At 74.8% G+C, this 15,554-nt stretch carries 14 protein-coding genes; 6 read left to right on the top strand and 8 right to left on the bottom strand.

All coding sequences use genetic code 11. The features are described from left to right. The first annotated feature begins 135 nt into the window (after positions 1–135). Together AMK13_RS43515 and AMK13_RS16845 are read left to right on the top strand one after the other, a co-directional pair. Entirely contained in the window at positions 136–1,113 is a 978-nt protein-coding gene (locus AMK13_RS43515) for a terpene synthase family protein (RefSeq protein ID WP_074002891.1), read from the top strand. 73 nt (positions 1,114–1,186) lie between these two features. After that, positions 1,187–2,386 (top strand): cytochrome P450, encoded by a 1,200-nt coding sequence (locus AMK13_RS16845; protein ID WP_074002890.1) that lies wholly within the window; start codon positions 1,187–1,189, stop codon positions 2,384–2,386. Positions 2,387–2,435: 49 nt separating this feature from the next. On the opposite strand, the gene AMK13_RS16840 is transcribed toward AMK13_RS16845, so the two are convergent. The 3 genes from AMK13_RS16840 to AMK13_RS16830 form a co-directional block, all read right to left on the bottom strand. Further along, positions 2,436–3,737, bottom strand: coding sequence for an MFS transporter (locus AMK13_RS16840; RefSeq protein ID WP_074002889.1), 1,302 nt, complete (start codon positions 3,735–3,737; stop codon positions 2,436–2,438). An 83-nt stretch (positions 3,738–3,820) separates the two neighbouring features. Continuing rightward, the gene (locus AMK13_RS16835; protein ID WP_074002888.1) at positions 3,821–4,414 is read right to left on the bottom strand and encodes a helix-turn-helix domain-containing protein; all 594 of its coding nucleotides are present in this window, start codon (positions 4,412–4,414) and stop codon (positions 3,821–3,823) included. Between the two features lie 158 nt (positions 4,415–4,572). Beyond that, on the bottom strand, positions 4,573–5,244 hold the full coding sequence (locus AMK13_RS16830) for a hypothetical protein (protein ID WP_079272198.1): 672 nt from the start codon (positions 5,242–5,244) through the stop codon (positions 4,573–4,575). A gap of 10 nt (positions 5,245–5,254) precedes the next feature. Here AMK13_RS16830 and AMK13_RS43510 point away from each other — a divergent pair, with 10 nt between their 5' ends. Further along, a complete protein-coding gene (locus AMK13_RS43510) occupies positions 5,255–5,398 on the top strand; it encodes a hypothetical protein (RefSeq protein WP_158077709.1) in 144 nt (47 codons plus the stop codon). 90 nt (positions 5,399–5,488) lie between these two features. On the opposite strand, the gene AMK13_RS16825 is transcribed toward AMK13_RS43510, so the two are convergent. Then, positions 5,489–6,400, bottom strand: coding sequence for a S41 family peptidase (locus tag AMK13_RS16825; RefSeq protein ID WP_074002886.1), 912 nt, complete (start codon positions 6,398–6,400; stop codon positions 5,489–5,491). A gap of 58 nt (positions 6,401–6,458) precedes the next feature. On the opposite strand from AMK13_RS16825, the gene AMK13_RS16820 reads away from it, so the two are divergent. Then, a complete protein-coding gene (locus AMK13_RS16820) occupies positions 6,459–6,965 on the top strand; it encodes an ArsR/SmtB family transcription factor (RefSeq protein ID WP_074002885.1) in 507 nt (168 codons plus the stop codon). 45 nt (positions 6,966–7,010) lie between these two features. Here AMK13_RS16820 and AMK13_RS16815 read toward each other — a convergent pair whose 3' ends face one another. From AMK13_RS16815 to AMK13_RS16805, 3 genes are all read right to left on the bottom strand, one after another. Beyond that, positions 7,011–7,901, bottom strand: a complete 891-nt coding sequence (locus AMK13_RS16815; protein ID WP_074002884.1) for a transglutaminase-like domain-containing protein — start codon at positions 7,899–7,901, stop codon at positions 7,011–7,013. 191 nt (positions 7,902–8,092) lie between these two features. Beyond that, the gene (locus AMK13_RS16810) at positions 8,093–10,993 is read right to left on the bottom strand and encodes a poly(A) polymerase (protein WP_074002883.1); all 2,901 of its coding nucleotides are present in this window, start codon (positions 10,991–10,993) and stop codon (positions 8,093–8,095) included. Continuing rightward, a complete protein-coding gene (locus tag AMK13_RS16805) occupies positions 10,993–12,789 on the bottom strand; it encodes an RNA ligase family protein (protein WP_074002882.1) in 1,797 nt (598 codons plus the stop codon). Before AMK13_RS16805 ends, AMK13_RS16810 begins: the two co-directional genes overlap by 1 nt. 198 nt (positions 12,790–12,987) lie before the next feature. Between AMK13_RS16805 and AMK13_RS16800 the strand changes: the two genes are divergently transcribed. Then, positions 12,988–13,773, top strand: coding sequence for a class I SAM-dependent methyltransferase (locus AMK13_RS16800; protein WP_074002881.1), 786 nt, complete (start codon positions 12,988–12,990; stop codon positions 13,771–13,773). Positions 13,774–13,880: 107 nt separating this feature from the next. After that, positions 13,881–14,384, top strand: a complete 504-nt coding sequence (locus AMK13_RS16795; protein ID WP_074002880.1) for a hypothetical protein — start codon at positions 13,881–13,883, stop codon at positions 14,382–14,384. A 23-nt stretch (positions 14,385–14,407) separates the two neighbouring features. Here the strand turns inward: AMK13_RS16795 and AMK13_RS16790 are convergent, their stop codons facing one another. Further along, positions 14,408–15,433 carry a DUF5937 family protein gene (locus tag AMK13_RS16790; RefSeq protein ID WP_107418754.1) on the bottom strand — a complete coding sequence of 342 codons (1,026 nt, stop codon included), beginning with the start codon at positions 15,431–15,433 and terminating at the stop codon, positions 14,408–14,410. Between the last annotated feature and the right edge of the window lie 121 nt (positions 15,434–15,554).

Genomic DNA, 15,554 nt, shown 5'->3' with positions numbered 1-15,554 from the left:
ACCAGCCCCGTTCCGTACGGCTCCGATCCGTACGGCCCGGTTCCGCGCGGCTCCGTTCCGTACGGCTTCGTTCCGCGCTGCCCCGACCCTGACCCGGCCCCGTTCCTGTTCCCGTTCCCGGAGGTGCACCTCACCATGACAGCCACGGCGGAGACCCTCTCCCCGGGCCCGCAGGCCCCGGCCCCCGACCCGATCCCCTTCCCGAGCCGGACCAGCCCGGACTTCCGGGCCGCCCACGACCGCCACCTCGACTGGCCGCGGTCCTTCGGCTTCCTGGCCACGGACGCGGAGCGGGACCACCACCTCAAGGGCCAGTTCCCGCTGATCGCGGCCATGTTCTACCCGAACGCGACCGGGGCCGAACTGGACATCGGCGTCGACCAGCAGAGCTGGTACTTCCTGTTCGACGACGAGCTCGACGAACAGTGGGGCGGCACGCCCGAGCGGGTCCGCCACCTCGTCGGACTCGTCCAGGAGGGCGTCACCGGGCAGGCGTCCCCGCTGCCGCTGGCCGCCGCCTTCGCCGACATGCGGCGGCGCAGCTGCCACGGCATGCCGGAGGACTGGATCCGGCGCTCGGCGGCCCACTGGTCCTCGTACCTCGACCACCACGTCCACGAGGCGCGCAGCCGGCAGTCCGGTGCGCCGATGCCGTTGAGCACCTACCTGCGGGTCCGGCGCCACACCATCGGGGTGGCACCGGTCGTCGACCTCGCCGAGCGGCTGTCCTCCTGCGTCCTGCCCGACCACCTGTACGCGCTGCCGCACCTGTCCGTCATGCGCGAGATGACGAAGACCTTCATCATCTGCGACAACGACATCGTCTCCCTGGAGAAGGACGCGGCTCAGGGGGAGCGGAACAACCTGGTGCTCTGCCTGGAACGGGAGCACGGGCTCTCCCGGGCGGAGGCGCTCGACCGGGCCCTGCGCCGCCGCGGCGAAGCCCTGGAACTGTTCACCGGCGCCCACCGGGCCCTGCTCGCCGGCTCGGCGGCGGACCACCTCACCCCGGCCGAACGCGACCTGCTGCGGCGCTACTGCACCGAGGCGCTGCAGACCACCATCCGCGGCGCCCACGACTGGCACCACGCCTCCACCCGGTACCACGGCTAGTCCGACGCCTCCCCTTCCCCTTCCCTGTCGCGCGACCGCGCCCCCGGACCGATCCAGCTGAGGAGCCCGCACCATGCCCGATCACCGCTCGGCGTCCTTCGTCGCCTCCGAACGGGACCGGACCTGCCCGTTCGACCCGTCGCCGGACCTCCGCCGGATGCGCGAGGAGGACGGCCTGCCGCGGCTGCGGGTGACCCATCCGGTGCGCGGCGAGATCGACGCCGTCGTCATCACCCGGTACGGCGACGTCCGGGCCGCCTTCGCGGAGGAGCGCCTGGTGACGGGCAACGGCATCGACCCGGCACTTCCGCGCACCCTGTTCAACCACCCGGGCTTCCTGCCCGCGTACAGCGGCCCGGAGCACGCCCGGCTGCGCCGGATGCTCACCGGCAGCTTCACCGTCCGTCAGGTCGAGCGGCTGCGGCCCGCGATCGAGGCGATCGTCGCCGAGCACCTCGACGCCATGGTGGAGCAGGGGCCGGTCGTCGACCTGGTCGAGGCCTTCGCCCTGCCGATCCCCTCGGCGGCGATCTGCGAACTGCTCGACGTCCCGTACGGGACCAGGGCGATGTTCCAGCGCTGCTCCCAGGTGATCATGGACGGGACCGCCGAAGCAGGCCAACTGGTCGCCGCCTCCGACGAGTTGAACGCCGCCATGGCGGACATCGTCGCCCGCAACCGGGCCGCCCCCGGGGACGGCGTGCTGGGCGCGGTGGTGCGGCAGCACGGCGCGGAGCTCACCGACGCGGAGCTCATCGGCTTCGGCATCACCCTCCTGGTCGGGGGCCACGAGACCACCGCGACCCAGCTCGCCCTGAGCGTGCTGGCGCTGCTCCGCCACCCCGACCAGCTCGCCGCCCTGCGCGACGACCCCGCGGTCACCGGTACGGCGGTGGAGGAACTGCTGCGCCATCTCGCCATCCCCGCACCGCTCCTGCGCACCGCCGTGGCCGACGTCGAGGTCAACGGCCACCGGATCGCCGAGGGCGAGTACGTCCTGCTCTCCCCGCTGACCGCGAACCGCGACCCCGAGCTCGTCCCCGAACGGCCGGACGACCTCGACCTGCGCCGCCGCCCGGTCGCCCAGCTGTCCTTCGGCTTCGGCGCCCACCAGTGCCTTGGCCAGCAGCTGGCCCGGCTGGAACTGAAGGTGGCCCTGCCGGCCCTGCTGCGGCGCTTCCCGGCCCTGCGCCTCGCCGTTCCCGAGGCGGAGCTCCGCTTCCGAGAGGGGTCGACGGTCTACGGCGTCGAGGCGCTCCCGGTCACCTGGTGACGGGTCGGCGGGGTCTGCCGGGCCGGTGTCCGCACCCGGTGCTGGGGGCTCAGCGGGAGGCCGCGCGGGAGAGTTCGGCGCGGGGGAGTTCCGCGCGGCGGACGGCGGGGGAGGCGAGGGCGAGGGCGGCGCCGAGGCAGGAGAGGGCGCCGCAGCCGACGAAGACCGGGGCGGTGCCCCAGAGGCCGATGGCGGCGCCGACCACCGGGTAGCTGAGCGGGGCGAGGCCGACCAGGGTGAGCATCACGACGGAGGTGATCCGGCCCAGGTAGGCGGGGTCGGCGCTGGTCTGGATCAGGGTGCCGTTCAGGCTGCCGAAGACGCCCGCGCCCAGGCCGGTCAGGGCGGCCAGGACGGCGGCGGTCCACAGCTGCGGCACCAGCGCCATGGCGGCCGCGCCGATGCTGCCCGCCAGCAGGGTGACGGCCATGGTCAGACCGGCCCGGGGAATCCGCCCGACGACGGCGAGCAGCGCGGCACTCGCGGCGGCCCCGGCGCCGAAGCAGCCGACGATCCAGCCGTAGCCGGACGGACCCCAGCCGCGTTCGGCGTTGAGGAGGACCAAGCCGACGTTGAGGGTGCCGGTGAGGCCGAGTTCGCAGACGGCCCCGACGGCGACCAGCGGTCCGATCAGCGGGTGGCGGCGGATGTAGCGCAGCCCGTCGAGGAGTTCGGCGCGCGCGGTGCCGGGCCGGGGCGGGGTGCCGGCGCCGGACGGGGCGTCACCCGGAGGGGCTTCGAGCGGACTGATCCGGACGGAGAGCAGGAGCGGCAGGGAGAGCGCGAAGAGCAGCCCGGCGACGGCGAAGGCGGCGGCCGGTCCGCCCAGGCCCATGGCCAGGCCGCCGAGCGGCGGTCCGGCGATCTGGCCGAGGCGCACCGCAAGCGAGCGCAGGCCGGTGACCCGGGCCAGCTGGTCGGGGCTGGTGATCCGGGGCGGGAGGGCGCCGACGGCGGGGACGAACAGGGCGTCCACGGCGCCGAAGACGAGCGCCACCGCGACCAGCAGCCAGAGCGCGGGCGTGGTCAGCGCGATGGCGGCGGCCACCGAGAGGATGAGCAGACAGCGCACGGCGTCGCTGCCCAGCACCACCCGGCGCGGGTCGAGTCGGTCGGCCAGGACGCCGCCGCCGAGCATGAGCAGGGCGCGCGGGGCGGCGCCGGCGGCCATGACCAGGCCGACCTCGGCGGGGCCGGCGGACCGCTGGGCGGACCAGCCGAGGGCGGCGAAGTACACGCTGTCGCCGATCAGCGAGGCGGTGTAGGCGGTGAGCCAGCGCAGCACGTTGCCGTCGCGGTGGGCGGGCGGCGCGGCGGCCCGGCGGGAGAGGGGCGGTTCCGTGAGGACCATGGGGACTCCGGAGGTCGGGACACGGCGGCGCCGGCGGCCGGGGACCGGCCTGCGCCGGTGCTCGGGGCCGGCCTGTGCCGGCGTCAGGGGCGGAAGGGGAACCCGTACAGGTGGACGGACACGTGCTCGCGGCCCGCGGTGTCCCCGGCGGCCTTGGCGGCGTTGCCGCGCTCCCGCCAGCGTCGGGCGAGGGCCTGCAACTCCTCGCCCAGCTGGGCGAGTTCGTCGGGCCTGAGGTCGAGCAGCCACTCGGAGCTGAAGGCCGCGTCGGTCCACTCCCCGCCCCAGGCGGCGGTCTGGTCGAGGTAGGCGCGGTACTGGGCGACCCGGGAGTCGACCAGGCCCCTGGTCACGGTGCTGACGGCGGCCGCGCCCTCGGGCGTGCCGGCGAGGTCGGACGCGCGGAAGCCCCAGCCCTCCTCGGAGGCGACCTGCCACCACCGCTCCCGCCCGTCGGTGCTCCGGCCGCTCGCCGCGGTGACGAAGCCCTGCTCGGCGAGCTTGCGCAGGTGGTAGCTGACCAGCGACGGAGCCTGGTCGACCTGTTCGGCGAGCTGCGAGGCGGTCGCGCTCCCGGCGGCGAAGAGCAGGCGGTAGAGCTGCATCCGCAGCGGGTTGGTGAACGCCTTCAGGCGGGACAGGTCGGTGATCCGGTCGGGCCGGGGCTTCTCGGGCATGCGTCGACGATAGATCTGAAGGAAAAATTGCGCAATAAAAATTTCAGATCTTCATGTCGGATCGTCAGGACGGCTGCGGCTGTCAGTGAGAGGCGTCAACGGTCCTGTACCCGCCTGCCATTGTCGAAGCCGGTTCCGACGGGAGAGCCCCGATCAGGTCAGGAGTCCTGGACGAGCAGCCTGCCCTGGGCGCCGTCCTCGGACACGAAGGCGAACAACCTCGGCGACGAGCCGAGGTTGAGGTGGAAAGGCACCCAGTTCGAGTCCAGCTGCAGCAGCAGCCGCCAAGGGCCGCCTTCCGGCCACTCGTCGCCCTGGAAGAACAGCGGTGTTCCGCCGATCTTGTCGCCGTCCATCAGCTCGATGCAGCGGTCCCGGTCGGCGGAGGGCAGGGAGTCGAGTTCCTCGTCCGTCATGGAATCGGGCTCGTCGGCGGGGCGGAGGTCGACGGTGAACTCCACCTCCGACCCGTCGACTCCGTACAGCCCGGGGCCGGTCAGCAGTGGGCGCACCGGGCCGGCATAGCCGCCGCCCGGCTGCACGATCACCGCGTTCTCGCCGCCGTCGGGGTCGATGATGTCGGGGTCGAAGAAGTGCTCCTCGTGATCGGCGTGGGTGACGAACACGTAGGCGACCTTTCCGTCGCCGGCCGCTCCGATCACCGGGCCCAGCTCGATCTGACCGACGAACCGCATCGGCCGGTCCCATGCCGCGCTGATCGGCCACTGCGGGCCTGCCAGCCACACGGGCTGGCCGCCGAACTTGGTGGTCGGCGTGGAGATCGGCCGGCCGGTCGCGGAGAAGCCCTTGATGCGCTGTGTTCTCACCATGCCGGGCATCATGCCAAGTGACAGCGACATCACTGCCGCAGGTTGCCTGGCCCGCCGCCGCGGGGCCGTCGCCCGGGTCCCGGTGCTCACCGGCCGGGTGCCCGGCGGCCTGGTCCAGGCCCTGCTGAGCATCAACCGCGAGCCCGTCAGGTGAACGGGGCCGCGGTCATCGGGGCCCCGTACTCCTTCGCCGTCTCGACCATGCCCCGGCGTCGTCCCGCAGAGGCGAGTCCGAGGACAGGCCCTACGCCAGGCGCGCCGCGGCCAGGGCCAGGGCGCGGTCGAGTGCCGTGTCGGCGGCGCAGGGGACGTCGGGCTGGACGCCGACGCCCTCCCAGTTGGTGCCCGAGACCGGGTTGACCGCGCGGGCGAAGGGCACGCTGAGCTCCAGGTGCGGGTGCACCGTAAAGCCCTCGCGCGGGTGGGCGCCGCCGCGGGTGACCTCCCCGACGACCTCGGCGCGGCCGAGCTGCTGCAGGTCGTAGGCGAGTTCCTCGCCCCCGGAGAAGGTGTCCGCGCTCGTCAGCACGTAGATCGGCTTGGTGCCGCCGAAGCGGGCGCCGGGGACGAACGGGGGCGTCCAGGACTGCGCGCCCACCTCGTCCTTCCGCGAGAACATGGTGTTCAGGTGGGTGCGGCCGTCGAGCAGGTAGGCGCAGACGAAGGCGACCGTGTTCGGGTCGCCGCCGGTGTTGCGGCGCAGGTCCAGGATGAGGCCGCGGGCGGGGGCCACCAGGGAGAGCGCCGCGGTCAGCGGCGGTGCCGCCCAGTCCAGCGGGAACAGCTTGGGGCCGATCTCCAGGACCGCGACGCCGTGGTCGAGGAGTTCCACGCGGGGAACGCCGTTCAGGAAGGTGTCGAACTCCCTGCGCACCATGGCGAGTACCGCCGCGCCCGGCTCCGGCGGCACCGGCACGGCGTGGTACTTGAGGCCCAGGTGCAGGTCGCCGTTGACGGACCGCAGGTCCGCGGTGACCGCTTCGGACAGCTCCTCGGCGGATTCGGTCCGGTAGGCGCCCTCGGCGCTCCGGCGCCTCAGCAGGTCCGCCAGCTGCCCGGCGACGTCGGGGAAGACGTAGTTCTCACGGACCAGGTCGGCTATCGACTCGACGAGGGTGACGGTGTCCAGGGCGGACGGCGTTGTGGTGGAGGTCATGGAGAGGCAGTAGACCAGCGACTTGCCAAAGCGTCAACCGTACTTAACGCTTGATCAGATGAGTCACCGACCGGACGAGACCGTCCAGCAGATCAGCGCGCCGCTGCAGCACGCCGCGCTCGCCCACCCCCTGCGCCAACGCCTGCTCTTCGCCCTGAGCAGCCGTCCGTCGACGATCAGCCGGCTCGCCGCGCAGCTCGGGGCGAACAAGGGCAGCGTCTCGCACCACCTCAGGGTGCTGGGCGAGGCGGGGCTGGTCCAGGACGCGGGAACGCGACGGGTGCGCGGCGGCACCGAGAAGTACTACCGGCGGACCGCCGATCGCTTCTTCGTCGCCGAACCGCAGGTCGAGGGGACGGCCGCGCTGTTCGGCGCCGTCGCCCAGGAGTTGGACCGCTCGCCCGTCGACCACCTCCTGGCGCTGCGCCACCTCCGACTCAGCCCGGCTAAGGCGGCGAGGCTCGTCGAGGCGCTGGCCGGACTGGTCGACGAGACGGAGGAGGACGCGGAGGGCGAGCCGGTGTACGGCCTCCTGGTGACGCTCTACCAGCAGGCCGGGGTGTAGGGGCGGCCCGCTCAGGCCAGGAGGGGGCGAGGGGCCGGGGGGCCGTCAGCGCAGGGTGACCTCGCGGGGGCCGTTGAAGGGGGCCAGGGACAGGACGGTCTTCGGGGTGCGCAGCGCGTCGTGCTCGGAGAAGAGCCGGCGGACGGCGGGGAGGTCGACCGGGCCGACGGTCAGGTGGGCGACCTCGTCGTACGGGGCGTGGGGGGTGTTGGTGGAGCCGGTGCCCCAGGTGTCCCAGAGGAGGGTCTCGACCTTGTTCAGGGCCGCGAGGTCGAGCCGGGTGGAGTGGGCGACGAACCACTCGCCGTTGAGCGGGCCCTCCTCGGGCGGGTGGACGCCGAAGGAGCCGGCGGTGGACCGGTCGGCGCGGATCGTGCGCCAGGCCCGGCCGGCGACCAGGAAGCGGTCGCGCGGGACGTCCATCGGGTCGAAGTCCACCCGCCAGGCGGCGGCGACCTTCGGGTCGGCCAGCTGCGGGTCGGCGAGCAGCCAGCCGCGCCGGTCGTCCCAGTACTCGGTGGCCACGTGGTCGCAGTGGAAGCCGTCCGGGCCGAGGTAGCCGGCGAAGCCGCAGCGCAACCGGGCCGGTACGCCGACGTGGCGGAGGAAGGAGCAGAGCAGCAGCGCCAGGTCCCGGCAGACGCCGACGAAGCGGTCGGCGGGCGCGCGCGGGTGGTTGAGCGGGGCCGGGTCGCGGTCGGTGATCAGGTGCAGGATGTCGTCGAGGTAGCGGGTCTCGGCGTCGTGGTGGAGCCGGTTCGCCGGAATGGGGTGGTGGAACAGCCAGCCTTCGAGGCGGTGGATGATCAGGTCGCGGGCGATCCGGGCGAGGCGGCGCGGATCCTTGGGGAGGTCGGCGTAGCGGGGGAGGTGGGCGCCGGGGTCGGAGAAGGTGCTCTGCCCGAGGTAGAAGGCGGGGAAGTCGGCGGAGGGCACGGGGAACTCCCATGGGGCTTCGGCCGCATGATCGATGACTGGGCCGCTGGTCCTCACCGTGGCAAATTTCGGGGGCGATTGTCCAGAAGAGACCGATGGGCAGGGGTGGTTCGGCCCATCGGGGTGGTCGGGTCGGTCCAGCAGGTGGGGGTGGTCCAGGCGGGAGGGGTGGTCCAGGCAGGAGGGATGGTTCAGCGGGTCGGGGTGGGAGCGCCGCCGCCGTCGACGTGCTCGACCCGGACGCCGGGCAGGGCCCGGGACCAGGCCTTGGCGAGCGGGGCGAGCCGGGCGGCGGAGAGCGGGTCGGGGCCGAGGCCGATCGGGAGGTGGAAGCGGCCGTCGGCGGTCCGGTACGGGTGGGGCCAGGCGTGCAGCCGGGTGGCCCCGGCCTCCTCCAGGGCGGCCAGCAGGGCGCGGACGCGGCCCCGGGCGAGGCCGAGCGACTCCTCGTCGGCGCTGACCACGGCCCAGGCGGCGTGCCGGCGGTGCAGCGGGGGAGCGGCGAGCAGGGCGGGCCACGGGGGTTCGGCGGCACCGGGCGTCTGGGGTGCCTCGGGCGCGTTGGGAGCCTTGGAGGAGCTGGCGGCCTCGGTGGCCTCGGTGGTGAGTTCCCAGGCGCGGTAGAGCTCCTCGGTGAGCAGGTCACGGGTGTCGGCGCTGACCTGGGTGGTGCAGCTGCGGACCGGGGCGGAGGGGGTGAGGACGGTGAGCGGGCCGGAGGAGGGCGGCGTCGGACCACCCGTGAGGACGACGGGCCGGCGCCAGTCCCAGCCCGCCCAGGTCTCGGTGAAGCGCTGGAAGAGGTCGTCCTCGGGGCCGTCGGGCGCCTCCAGGACCGTCCGGGCGGCCAGCACCGACCAGGCGAGCGAGGGCAGTTGGCCGAAGGGTGCCGAGTCCAGGCCGCGCGCCCGCGCCCAGGCCTTGACCTGGCGGGCCAGTCGGATGAAGCGGGCGTGGCGGTCGCCGAGCGCCGCCAGGACCGCCTCGGCGTCCGTGACGGCGCTCAGCGCGACGGCCTCCGCCTCGCCCAACTCCCCACGGTGGTCTACGGCTTGGGCCGGATCGAGGGCGCCGGTGAAGACCACCACGAGGTCGACGGACAGGCCGTCGGCGGTCAGCCGGAGCCCCGGCACCCGGGCACCGCGGACCTCGCGCAGCCGCCGGGCCTCCGGCAGCGCGGCTGCAACCCGGGCGCGGACGGCGGGCAGATCGGCGGCGCCGGGCAGCGCCACCACCAGGTCCAGGTCGCCTCCGTCCAGCTGGCAGCCGAGCCGCCGGGAGCCGACGGTGTGCACCACGCCCTCGGGCAGGGCCGCCGCGATCCGGCGGGCCAACTCCGTTGCTGCTGAAGCGTGTTCGGGCGGCTCCGGGGCCGGTGAGGCGAGCGGTTGCTCGGGCACCGGCCGCACCTCGCCGGTCCCCAGTGAGACCACGGCGCGCGGCCGCATCGGCTCGGTGCCCCGGCGGGAGAGCACCACCAGCTCGCCGACCCGGGCCGAGGCCCCGGTCAGCCGGGCCGCGCAGTCGGCGGCCACCCGCTGCGGGGCGGCGCTGCGCCCGAGGCTCAGGTGCGGGGTGAAGCCCTCGGCCCGACCGCGGCAGCGCGGGAAGCGCCGTTCCAGCGCGTGCCGCAGCGCCGACCAGGGCGCGGCGGAGGCGGCGGCCGGGTCCAGCCAGACGGTGGCGTCCTCGCGGTGCCCGAAGGTGTGCACGCCCTCCAGCCGGGCGGTGAACGGCGCCACCTCGGCGGCGGCCGCGCCCAGCAGCGGCAGGGCGCGGTCGAACTCGGCCTCCGGGACGAAGCCGAACAGCAGGTTGACGTGCGGGGGCCAGCGGCGCACCTGCGGGTCGTACGCCTCGCGCAGGCGCTGGATCGGCGGCCAGAGCTCCTCGGGCGGCAGCCAGGCGACGGCGGTGCGGGCGGTGGGCGCGGCGTCGAGGGCCGCGGCTCCGTCGCCGTCGCCGCTTTCGAGGAGGAGGTCGACGGCCACGCCGTAGTGGTCGGAGGGCAGGAGCCCGTCCTCGTCCGGGCGGTCGCCGAGCAGGACGGCCGCGGTGGCGCGGGTGCCGTCGGTGCGGTGCAGGACGCGGTCCAGCCGGCCCGGTCGGCCGGTCAGCGAGGAGACCGCGGCGAGCGGGTTGGCCGTCGGGTCGAAGGTGGGGGTGTCGTCGCCCGGCCCGTGCACCTCGGCCCAGGCGTCCCGCAGGCCGAGCGCGGCGGCCGGGCCGGCCGGGCCGGAGCGGCCGTCGTTGAAGTCCCCGAGCAGCAGCAGCTCGCCCTCCACGCCCGCCAATCCCTCGGCGAGCCGGGCGAGTTCGGAGCGGCGGCGGTCGGCGCCGTCCGGGGAGTGGTCGCTGCTGAGGTGGACTGCGGCGACGGTCAGCGGAGCGCCGGAGGTCCGTACCGCGAGGGCCGTGACGGCCTTGTGCGGGCCCAGCGCGTGCCGCCCGGCCGCCAGCACCGGCAGCCGGCTGAGCAGCAGCAGGCCGTGGTCGTCGACCTCCGGCCCGAGCGGGTCGGCGCCGAGGGTGTACCCGGCGCGGACCCAGGGCGCTGTCAACAGCAGGGCGATCAGCTCCGGCTCGACCTCCTGGAGGGCGATGACGTCGGCGTCGGCGGCCGCCAGCGCGGCGAGCAGCAGCGGGCGGCGCCGGGCGGTGGCGATCCGGTCGGCGTCGTAGCGGTCCCACAGGGTGTTCCAGGTGACCACGCGCAGGCCGGTGGTCGTCGGGGTGCCCTCGGCGGTCTCGGTGGTCTCGCCGGTCCGGGCCGGCCGCCAGCCGCCGTCCGGGTGCCAGGCGTACGGGGTGGTCGCGGTGAAGAAGGGCGCGGGCAGGAGCGGCGGGTCGGTGCGGCGCCCGGCCTCGGTGCGGTCGAGCAGGTCCACGCCCGAGGCGCGGTCCCAGACCCGTACGCCGTCCGCCTCGACCCAGTGCACCCGGTGCCAGGGGATCTCGCCGGAGGCGGTGAAGGCCTCCAGCGGGACGCGCTCGGTGCGGTCGTCGCGGTGGCGCACGCCCAGGGAGAACCGCGCCGGGTCGAAGCGGGCGTCCCAGCGGATGCGCTGGCAGATCTGTTCGATGGGGCGCATCAGTCCTCCTGCTCGTCGAGCGTGCCCGCGGTGTCCTCCACGGTGCCACCGGGGCCGACGTACCAGGTGCGGTGCGCCTGGCCGGGGTAGGGCGGGCCGAAGCGGTGCAGCTGCGCGGTGAGCACCTGGCCGGGCACCGGGTTCGGGCGGACGGCGTTGCGGCGCAGCAGCTCCTCCTCGCCGACCACCAGCACCACCTGGGTGACCAGGGCGTCGCGGCGCTGGGCGACGGCGTGGACGTGGGACCGCTGCTGGCGGTTGAGCGAGGTGGCGTCCCAGACGGCGGTGGCGCCGGTGGATCCCGCAGGGTCACCGGTGGATTCTCCAGGGCCGGGGGCTGGTGCGGCGGCCAGGGCGGCGTCCAGCCGGGCCAGGCCCTCGCGCAGCACGTCGGCGTTGTCGCGCTGGTCGGCGCGCGAGCCCCGGGCGGCGCGCAGGTCGTCCAGGCTGATCCGGGCGGTCACGCCGGTGAGCCCGGCGGCGAAGCTGCTCTTTCCGCTGCCGGAGGGGCCGCACAGGTGGACCAGCCGGGGGAACCGGCCGTCGCGCCAGCGCCAGGTGGCCGCGACGGCCTCCTCGGCGGTGGCGATCCGGCCGAGGGCGTACGCCTCGCGGGCCTGGGCCCAGCAGCGGTCGGCGGCGTCGTGGTCCAGACCGGCCAGCGCCGTCCGCAGCTCGGCCCGCAGCCGGGCGAGCGGCGCCTCGGCGAGCAGCCCGGCGTCCTCGGCGTACAGCGCCGACCAGGCGACCTGCTCGTGCTCCGCCCGTCCGGGGGCGGCGGTCGCCGCGACGGCGTGCAGCACTCCGAGGTCGGCGGCCGCCGAGAGCCGGACCAGCCCGGCGCGGCGCTCCTCGTCCGGGTACGGGTGCTGGAGGGCGGGGTGCAGCCCGACCAGGTCGGCGACCCGCCGGGCCAGCGGCAGTCCGAGCGGCCCGGCCAGCAGCGGTGCCAGCGACTGGCGGCGGGCGGTGCGCAGCGCGGTGGCGAGCACGCCGGCCAGCCGAGCGTCCCCGCCCCGGCCCAGCTCGTCCAGCCGGGCCGACACCTCGGCCAACTCCTCCGGGGAGCAAGATAGTTCGGGTATGTCCAAGGCCGCCGCGAGGGCGGCCGGCTCGGGCAGCGCACCGGAGCGCACGGCCCAGAGCGCGGAGCCCGGGGCGAGCCCGTTCTCCACCACCGCGGCGTGCATCCAGTGGGTGTCGGTACGCACGTGCCGCGGGCGGACCCACTTGGCGACCCGCTCGCCGAACTCGGCCCGGGAGAAGCCCCGGACCGTCCGCACCACGTACCCCTCCTGCCGGTCGAGGTCCAACCGCAGGGCGCGCAGGGCCCGTTCGTCGTAGCGGCCGCGCCACAGCACCCGGGGGACGGGCACGCCGAGGCGGCGCAGGAAGCGGACGGTGTCGTCCCAGTCCAGGCAGTGGTCGCCGTCGAGGTCCCCGCCGTCGGTGCCGCCCGTCCAGACCGAGAAGCCGTAGAACCAGCTCTCCAGGTCGGTGTACGGGATCGAGTGCCGGGCGAACAGGTTCTCGCCGCAGATCCGCCAGCCGTCCGGGACGCGCGGGGCGATCCGGCTCTGGAGGCCCTTCACCCAGGCGCGGGAGGGGTGGTGGGCGGAGTCCAGCGAGCGGGCGTGCAGGCCGTCGCGGTAGAGCGTGGTGTTCTCGCCGTCGAGCTTCTCGGTGACGACGACCTCGGCACCGGCCAGCGCGGACAGGTCCCCGGCCCGTACGTCGTCCGCCGCGGCGCCCGGTGACCAGGGCAGATGCGGCGTCCGGGGGTAGTGCACACGCATGTCCGGCTCCCTGGGCGTTCTTGATCAGGCGGACACTGTAGGAGCCGCCACGGGCGCCGGGCCACCGATTAAACGGGGCCTGGCGGTCGCGGAGCGGCGTGGACGACACGCGGGCAGGAACGTCCCTGCACCCCCGCGCCGCCGCCCCGGGGTGCAATGGGCGCCACCTGGCACACCGTCAACAGGGGAGGCCGACAGGTGGAGACGACGACGAGGGACGCGGACCCGGTCCGGGTCCTGGACGTGACGAGCGCCGACTACCGCCGGGCGTTCGAACTGTTCCTGGCCGGGACGGACGAGAAGCCGATCACCCACGCCCGGCTGAGCGAGATCGTGGCCACCCTGCCGCACCGCCGGGTCCTGCTCGACCTCGGCGCGGGCGACGGCCGCACCACCGCCCACCTGAGCCGCTCCTTCGACCGCACGATCGCGGTGGAACCCAGCGCCGCGATGCGCGAGAAGCTGGGTGTGGCCTGCCCCGACGCCCTCGTCCTCCCGGAACCGCTCGACCGGGTCCACCCGCCCGAGCAGGCCGACCTCGTCCACCTCTCCCACGTGCTCTACTACGTGCCCGAGGCGGACTGGTTCGGCACCGTCAGCCGCGCCCTGGACTGGACGGCCCCCGGCGGCACCCTCCTGGTCGTGCTCCAGAACCCGGAGAGCCCGTGCATGCGGATGGCCGCGCACTTCACCGGCGTCCGCTACGACCTCGCCCCGCTCGCCGACCGCCTGCACGAGCGGCACCCGGAGCACGACTACGCCCTCGAAACCCTCGACCTCCACTACCGCGCGCCCGACCTCGCCGAGGCGGTGGACGTCGCCGAGTTCATGGTCAACGTCGCCGACCTGGCCACCCTCGACCCCCGCCCCTCCCGCGCGGCCCTGGCCGCCTACGTCCAGGAGCACTTCGCCCTTCCCGGCGGCGGCTACGGCATCGGCCACACCCAGGACATGCTCGTCATCCGCCGGGCCGACCGGGTCTGAGTCGCTCCCCCCCTCTGCCCTCTCCCGGCAGCCCTCGTGTGTGACGATCACTGCGGGCAGAACGACCCGCGCGGCGGGTGGCGCCGCGACACCACGGGAGACCCCGCATGGCCGACCACTATCCGTACCGCATGGCGACCAGGAGCGGGGACCTGACGGTGATCTGGCGGCCCGGCGAGGGCGACGCACCCGATGAGCTCCTCGTCGACGACCTCGGAGGACTCCTCGTCTTCCGGGACATCGAAACGCTGCGGGACCACTGTGACCGCAACGGCCGGGAGCTCGTCTGGGAGGGCGAGGGCACGCTCGATCTGGCCGCCGTACGGCGATGGGTCGAGCACCCCGAGCCCGGCCCGGTGCCGGCAGGACTGCTGCTGGAGGCGTGGAACTTCTTCGAAGACCTCGCCCACAGCGTGACGGCCGGCCCGCCCCTTCCCTCCCAGGGGCCGGTCCACGACAGCGCCTACGAGAAGGTCTTCGGCGGCGACACCCTCGAACCGGCCGCCGACGAGGAAGCCCTGACGGACGAGGAGACCGCGGCCGTACGTGGACTCCTGCGAGCCGGGCTGGACCTCTGGGAGGACGCCGTGCGTCGGTCCGGCGCCGGCTGACCGGTGGGGTGGTGGTGGGCCGCTCAGGGCCGTCCGGAGGGCGCGTCGAGCACCGCGATGCCCGTCGGGGTGGCGACGTGGGCGGCCGTCTGGCGGTCCCGGTGGGTGGCGATCAGGCCCGCGTTGCGCAGCGTCGTGGCGTGCTCGCTGGCGCTGGCCATGGAGATGCCGACGAGCGCGGCGAGCTGCCGGGTCGAGCAGCCCGGGTGATTGGCGACGGCGCCGAGCACCGCAGCCCGGGTGTGGCCCAGCAGGGATCCGACGGCGCCGACCGCCGGCGGCGACTCCCGATGGCCGCCGGACGGGAGGGCCGGGAACAGCGGCGTGGCCGCACCCTCCTGGAGCCGGGCCACCGGATAGGTGAGGACGGGCTGCGGTACCGCGTCGAGGTTGACGATCGGGGCCTCGACGGCGAACACCGACGGCTGGAGCAGCATCCCCTGCCCGGCCAGGTGTACGTCGGCGTCCAGACCGGAGACCGTCGCGATCTCCAGCACGGGCGCCCGCCAGCGGACCCGCCGCGGGTTGACGCGCGCGAGCAGCGCCTCGACGCCGCCGCCGAGCAGCTGGCGGGACCGCACCGCCGCGTCGGCCGCCGTCAAGGCCTCGACCTCCCGCCAGTGCGGGACGAGGGCGTGGCCGGCCACGTGCTCCAGGCTGTCGCACAACTGCCGTAGCAGCAGCGGGTCGTCGGGCAGCCGGCGGGCCCACGAGGGCAGGGGCTGGTGCCTGGCCGTGTTCTCCAGGCTGGCCCGTACGCGGCTCCGGGGTGTGGCACGGATCTGTTCGATCAGCTCGGCGGGCGTCGCGGCGTTCGCGCCGCTCAGGAAGTCGGTGATCCGCCCGCGCGAGGGCATGAGGGCGAGGACCATGCGCGAGGCGGGCTGCAGGGCGGACAGGGTGCGGTGGCGCCAGGCCCCGAGCCGTACCGGCTGGGTGCGCTCCTGCAGCTGCCGTGCCGCGGTGCTCAGCTCGATGCAGGGCGCCGGTCCGTCGGCGACGCGGGTCCGCGCGAGGTCCTCCATGGTGAAGTGGATGCGTAACGGCACGTCGTCGCCCTCTCCCCAAGCCCGACCGGCGCCTCCGCCGGTGCTGCCGTCCTCCTGCGCTCGACGGCCATCCTCGTCGAGGGCGGGCACGCGGGCCAGTAGGGGGACGGGCCGGAACCGG

This window comes from Streptomyces sp. CB02056 (assembly GCF_001905545.1).
GTDB lineage: Bacteria > Actinomycetota > Actinomycetes > Streptomycetales > Streptomycetaceae > Kitasatospora.
Note: the sequence above shows the minus strand (reverse complement) of the source record. Positions and strands in the feature narration are given on the sequence as shown.

Excerpts from the sequence above, each read along its gene's own strand:
- AMK13_RS16820 (WP_074002885.1), top strand. The coding sequence starts at position 6,459 with ATGAGTCACCGACCGGACGAGACCGTCCAGCAGATCAGCGCGCCGCTG.
- AMK13_RS16795 (WP_074002880.1), top strand. The coding sequence starts at position 13,881 with ATGGCCGACCACTATCCGTACCGCATGGCGACCAGGAGCGGGGACCTG.
- AMK13_RS16835 (WP_074002888.1), bottom strand. The coding sequence starts at position 4,414 with ATGCCCGAGAAGCCCCGGCCCGACCGGATCACCGACCTGTCCCGCCTG.
- AMK13_RS16840 (WP_074002889.1), bottom strand. The coding sequence starts at position 3,737 with ATGGTCCTCACGGAACCGCCCCTCTCCCGCCGGGCCGCCGCGCCGCCC.
- AMK13_RS43515 (WP_074002891.1), top strand. The coding sequence starts at position 136 with ATGACAGCCACGGCGGAGACCCTCTCCCCGGGCCCGCAGGCCCCGGCC.
- AMK13_RS16805 (WP_074002882.1), bottom strand. The coding sequence starts at position 12,789 with ATGCGTGTGCACTACCCCCGGACGCCGCATCTGCCCTGGTCACCGGGC.
- AMK13_RS16810 (WP_074002883.1), bottom strand. The coding sequence starts at position 10,993 with ATGCGCCCCATCGAACAGATCTGCCAGCGCATCCGCTGGGACGCCCGC.
- AMK13_RS43510 (WP_158077709.1), top strand. The coding sequence starts at position 5,255 with ATGCCAAGTGACAGCGACATCACTGCCGCAGGTTGCCTGGCCCGCCGC.
- AMK13_RS16825 (WP_074002886.1), bottom strand. The coding sequence starts at position 6,400 with ATGACCTCCACCACAACGCCGTCCGCCCTGGACACCGTCACCCTCGTC.
- AMK13_RS16830 (WP_079272198.1), bottom strand. The coding sequence starts at position 5,244 with ATGGTGAGAACACAGCGCATCAAGGGCTTCTCCGCGACCGGCCGGCCG.
- AMK13_RS16845 (WP_074002890.1), top strand. The coding sequence starts at position 1,187 with ATGCCCGATCACCGCTCGGCGTCCTTCGTCGCCTCCGAACGGGACCGG.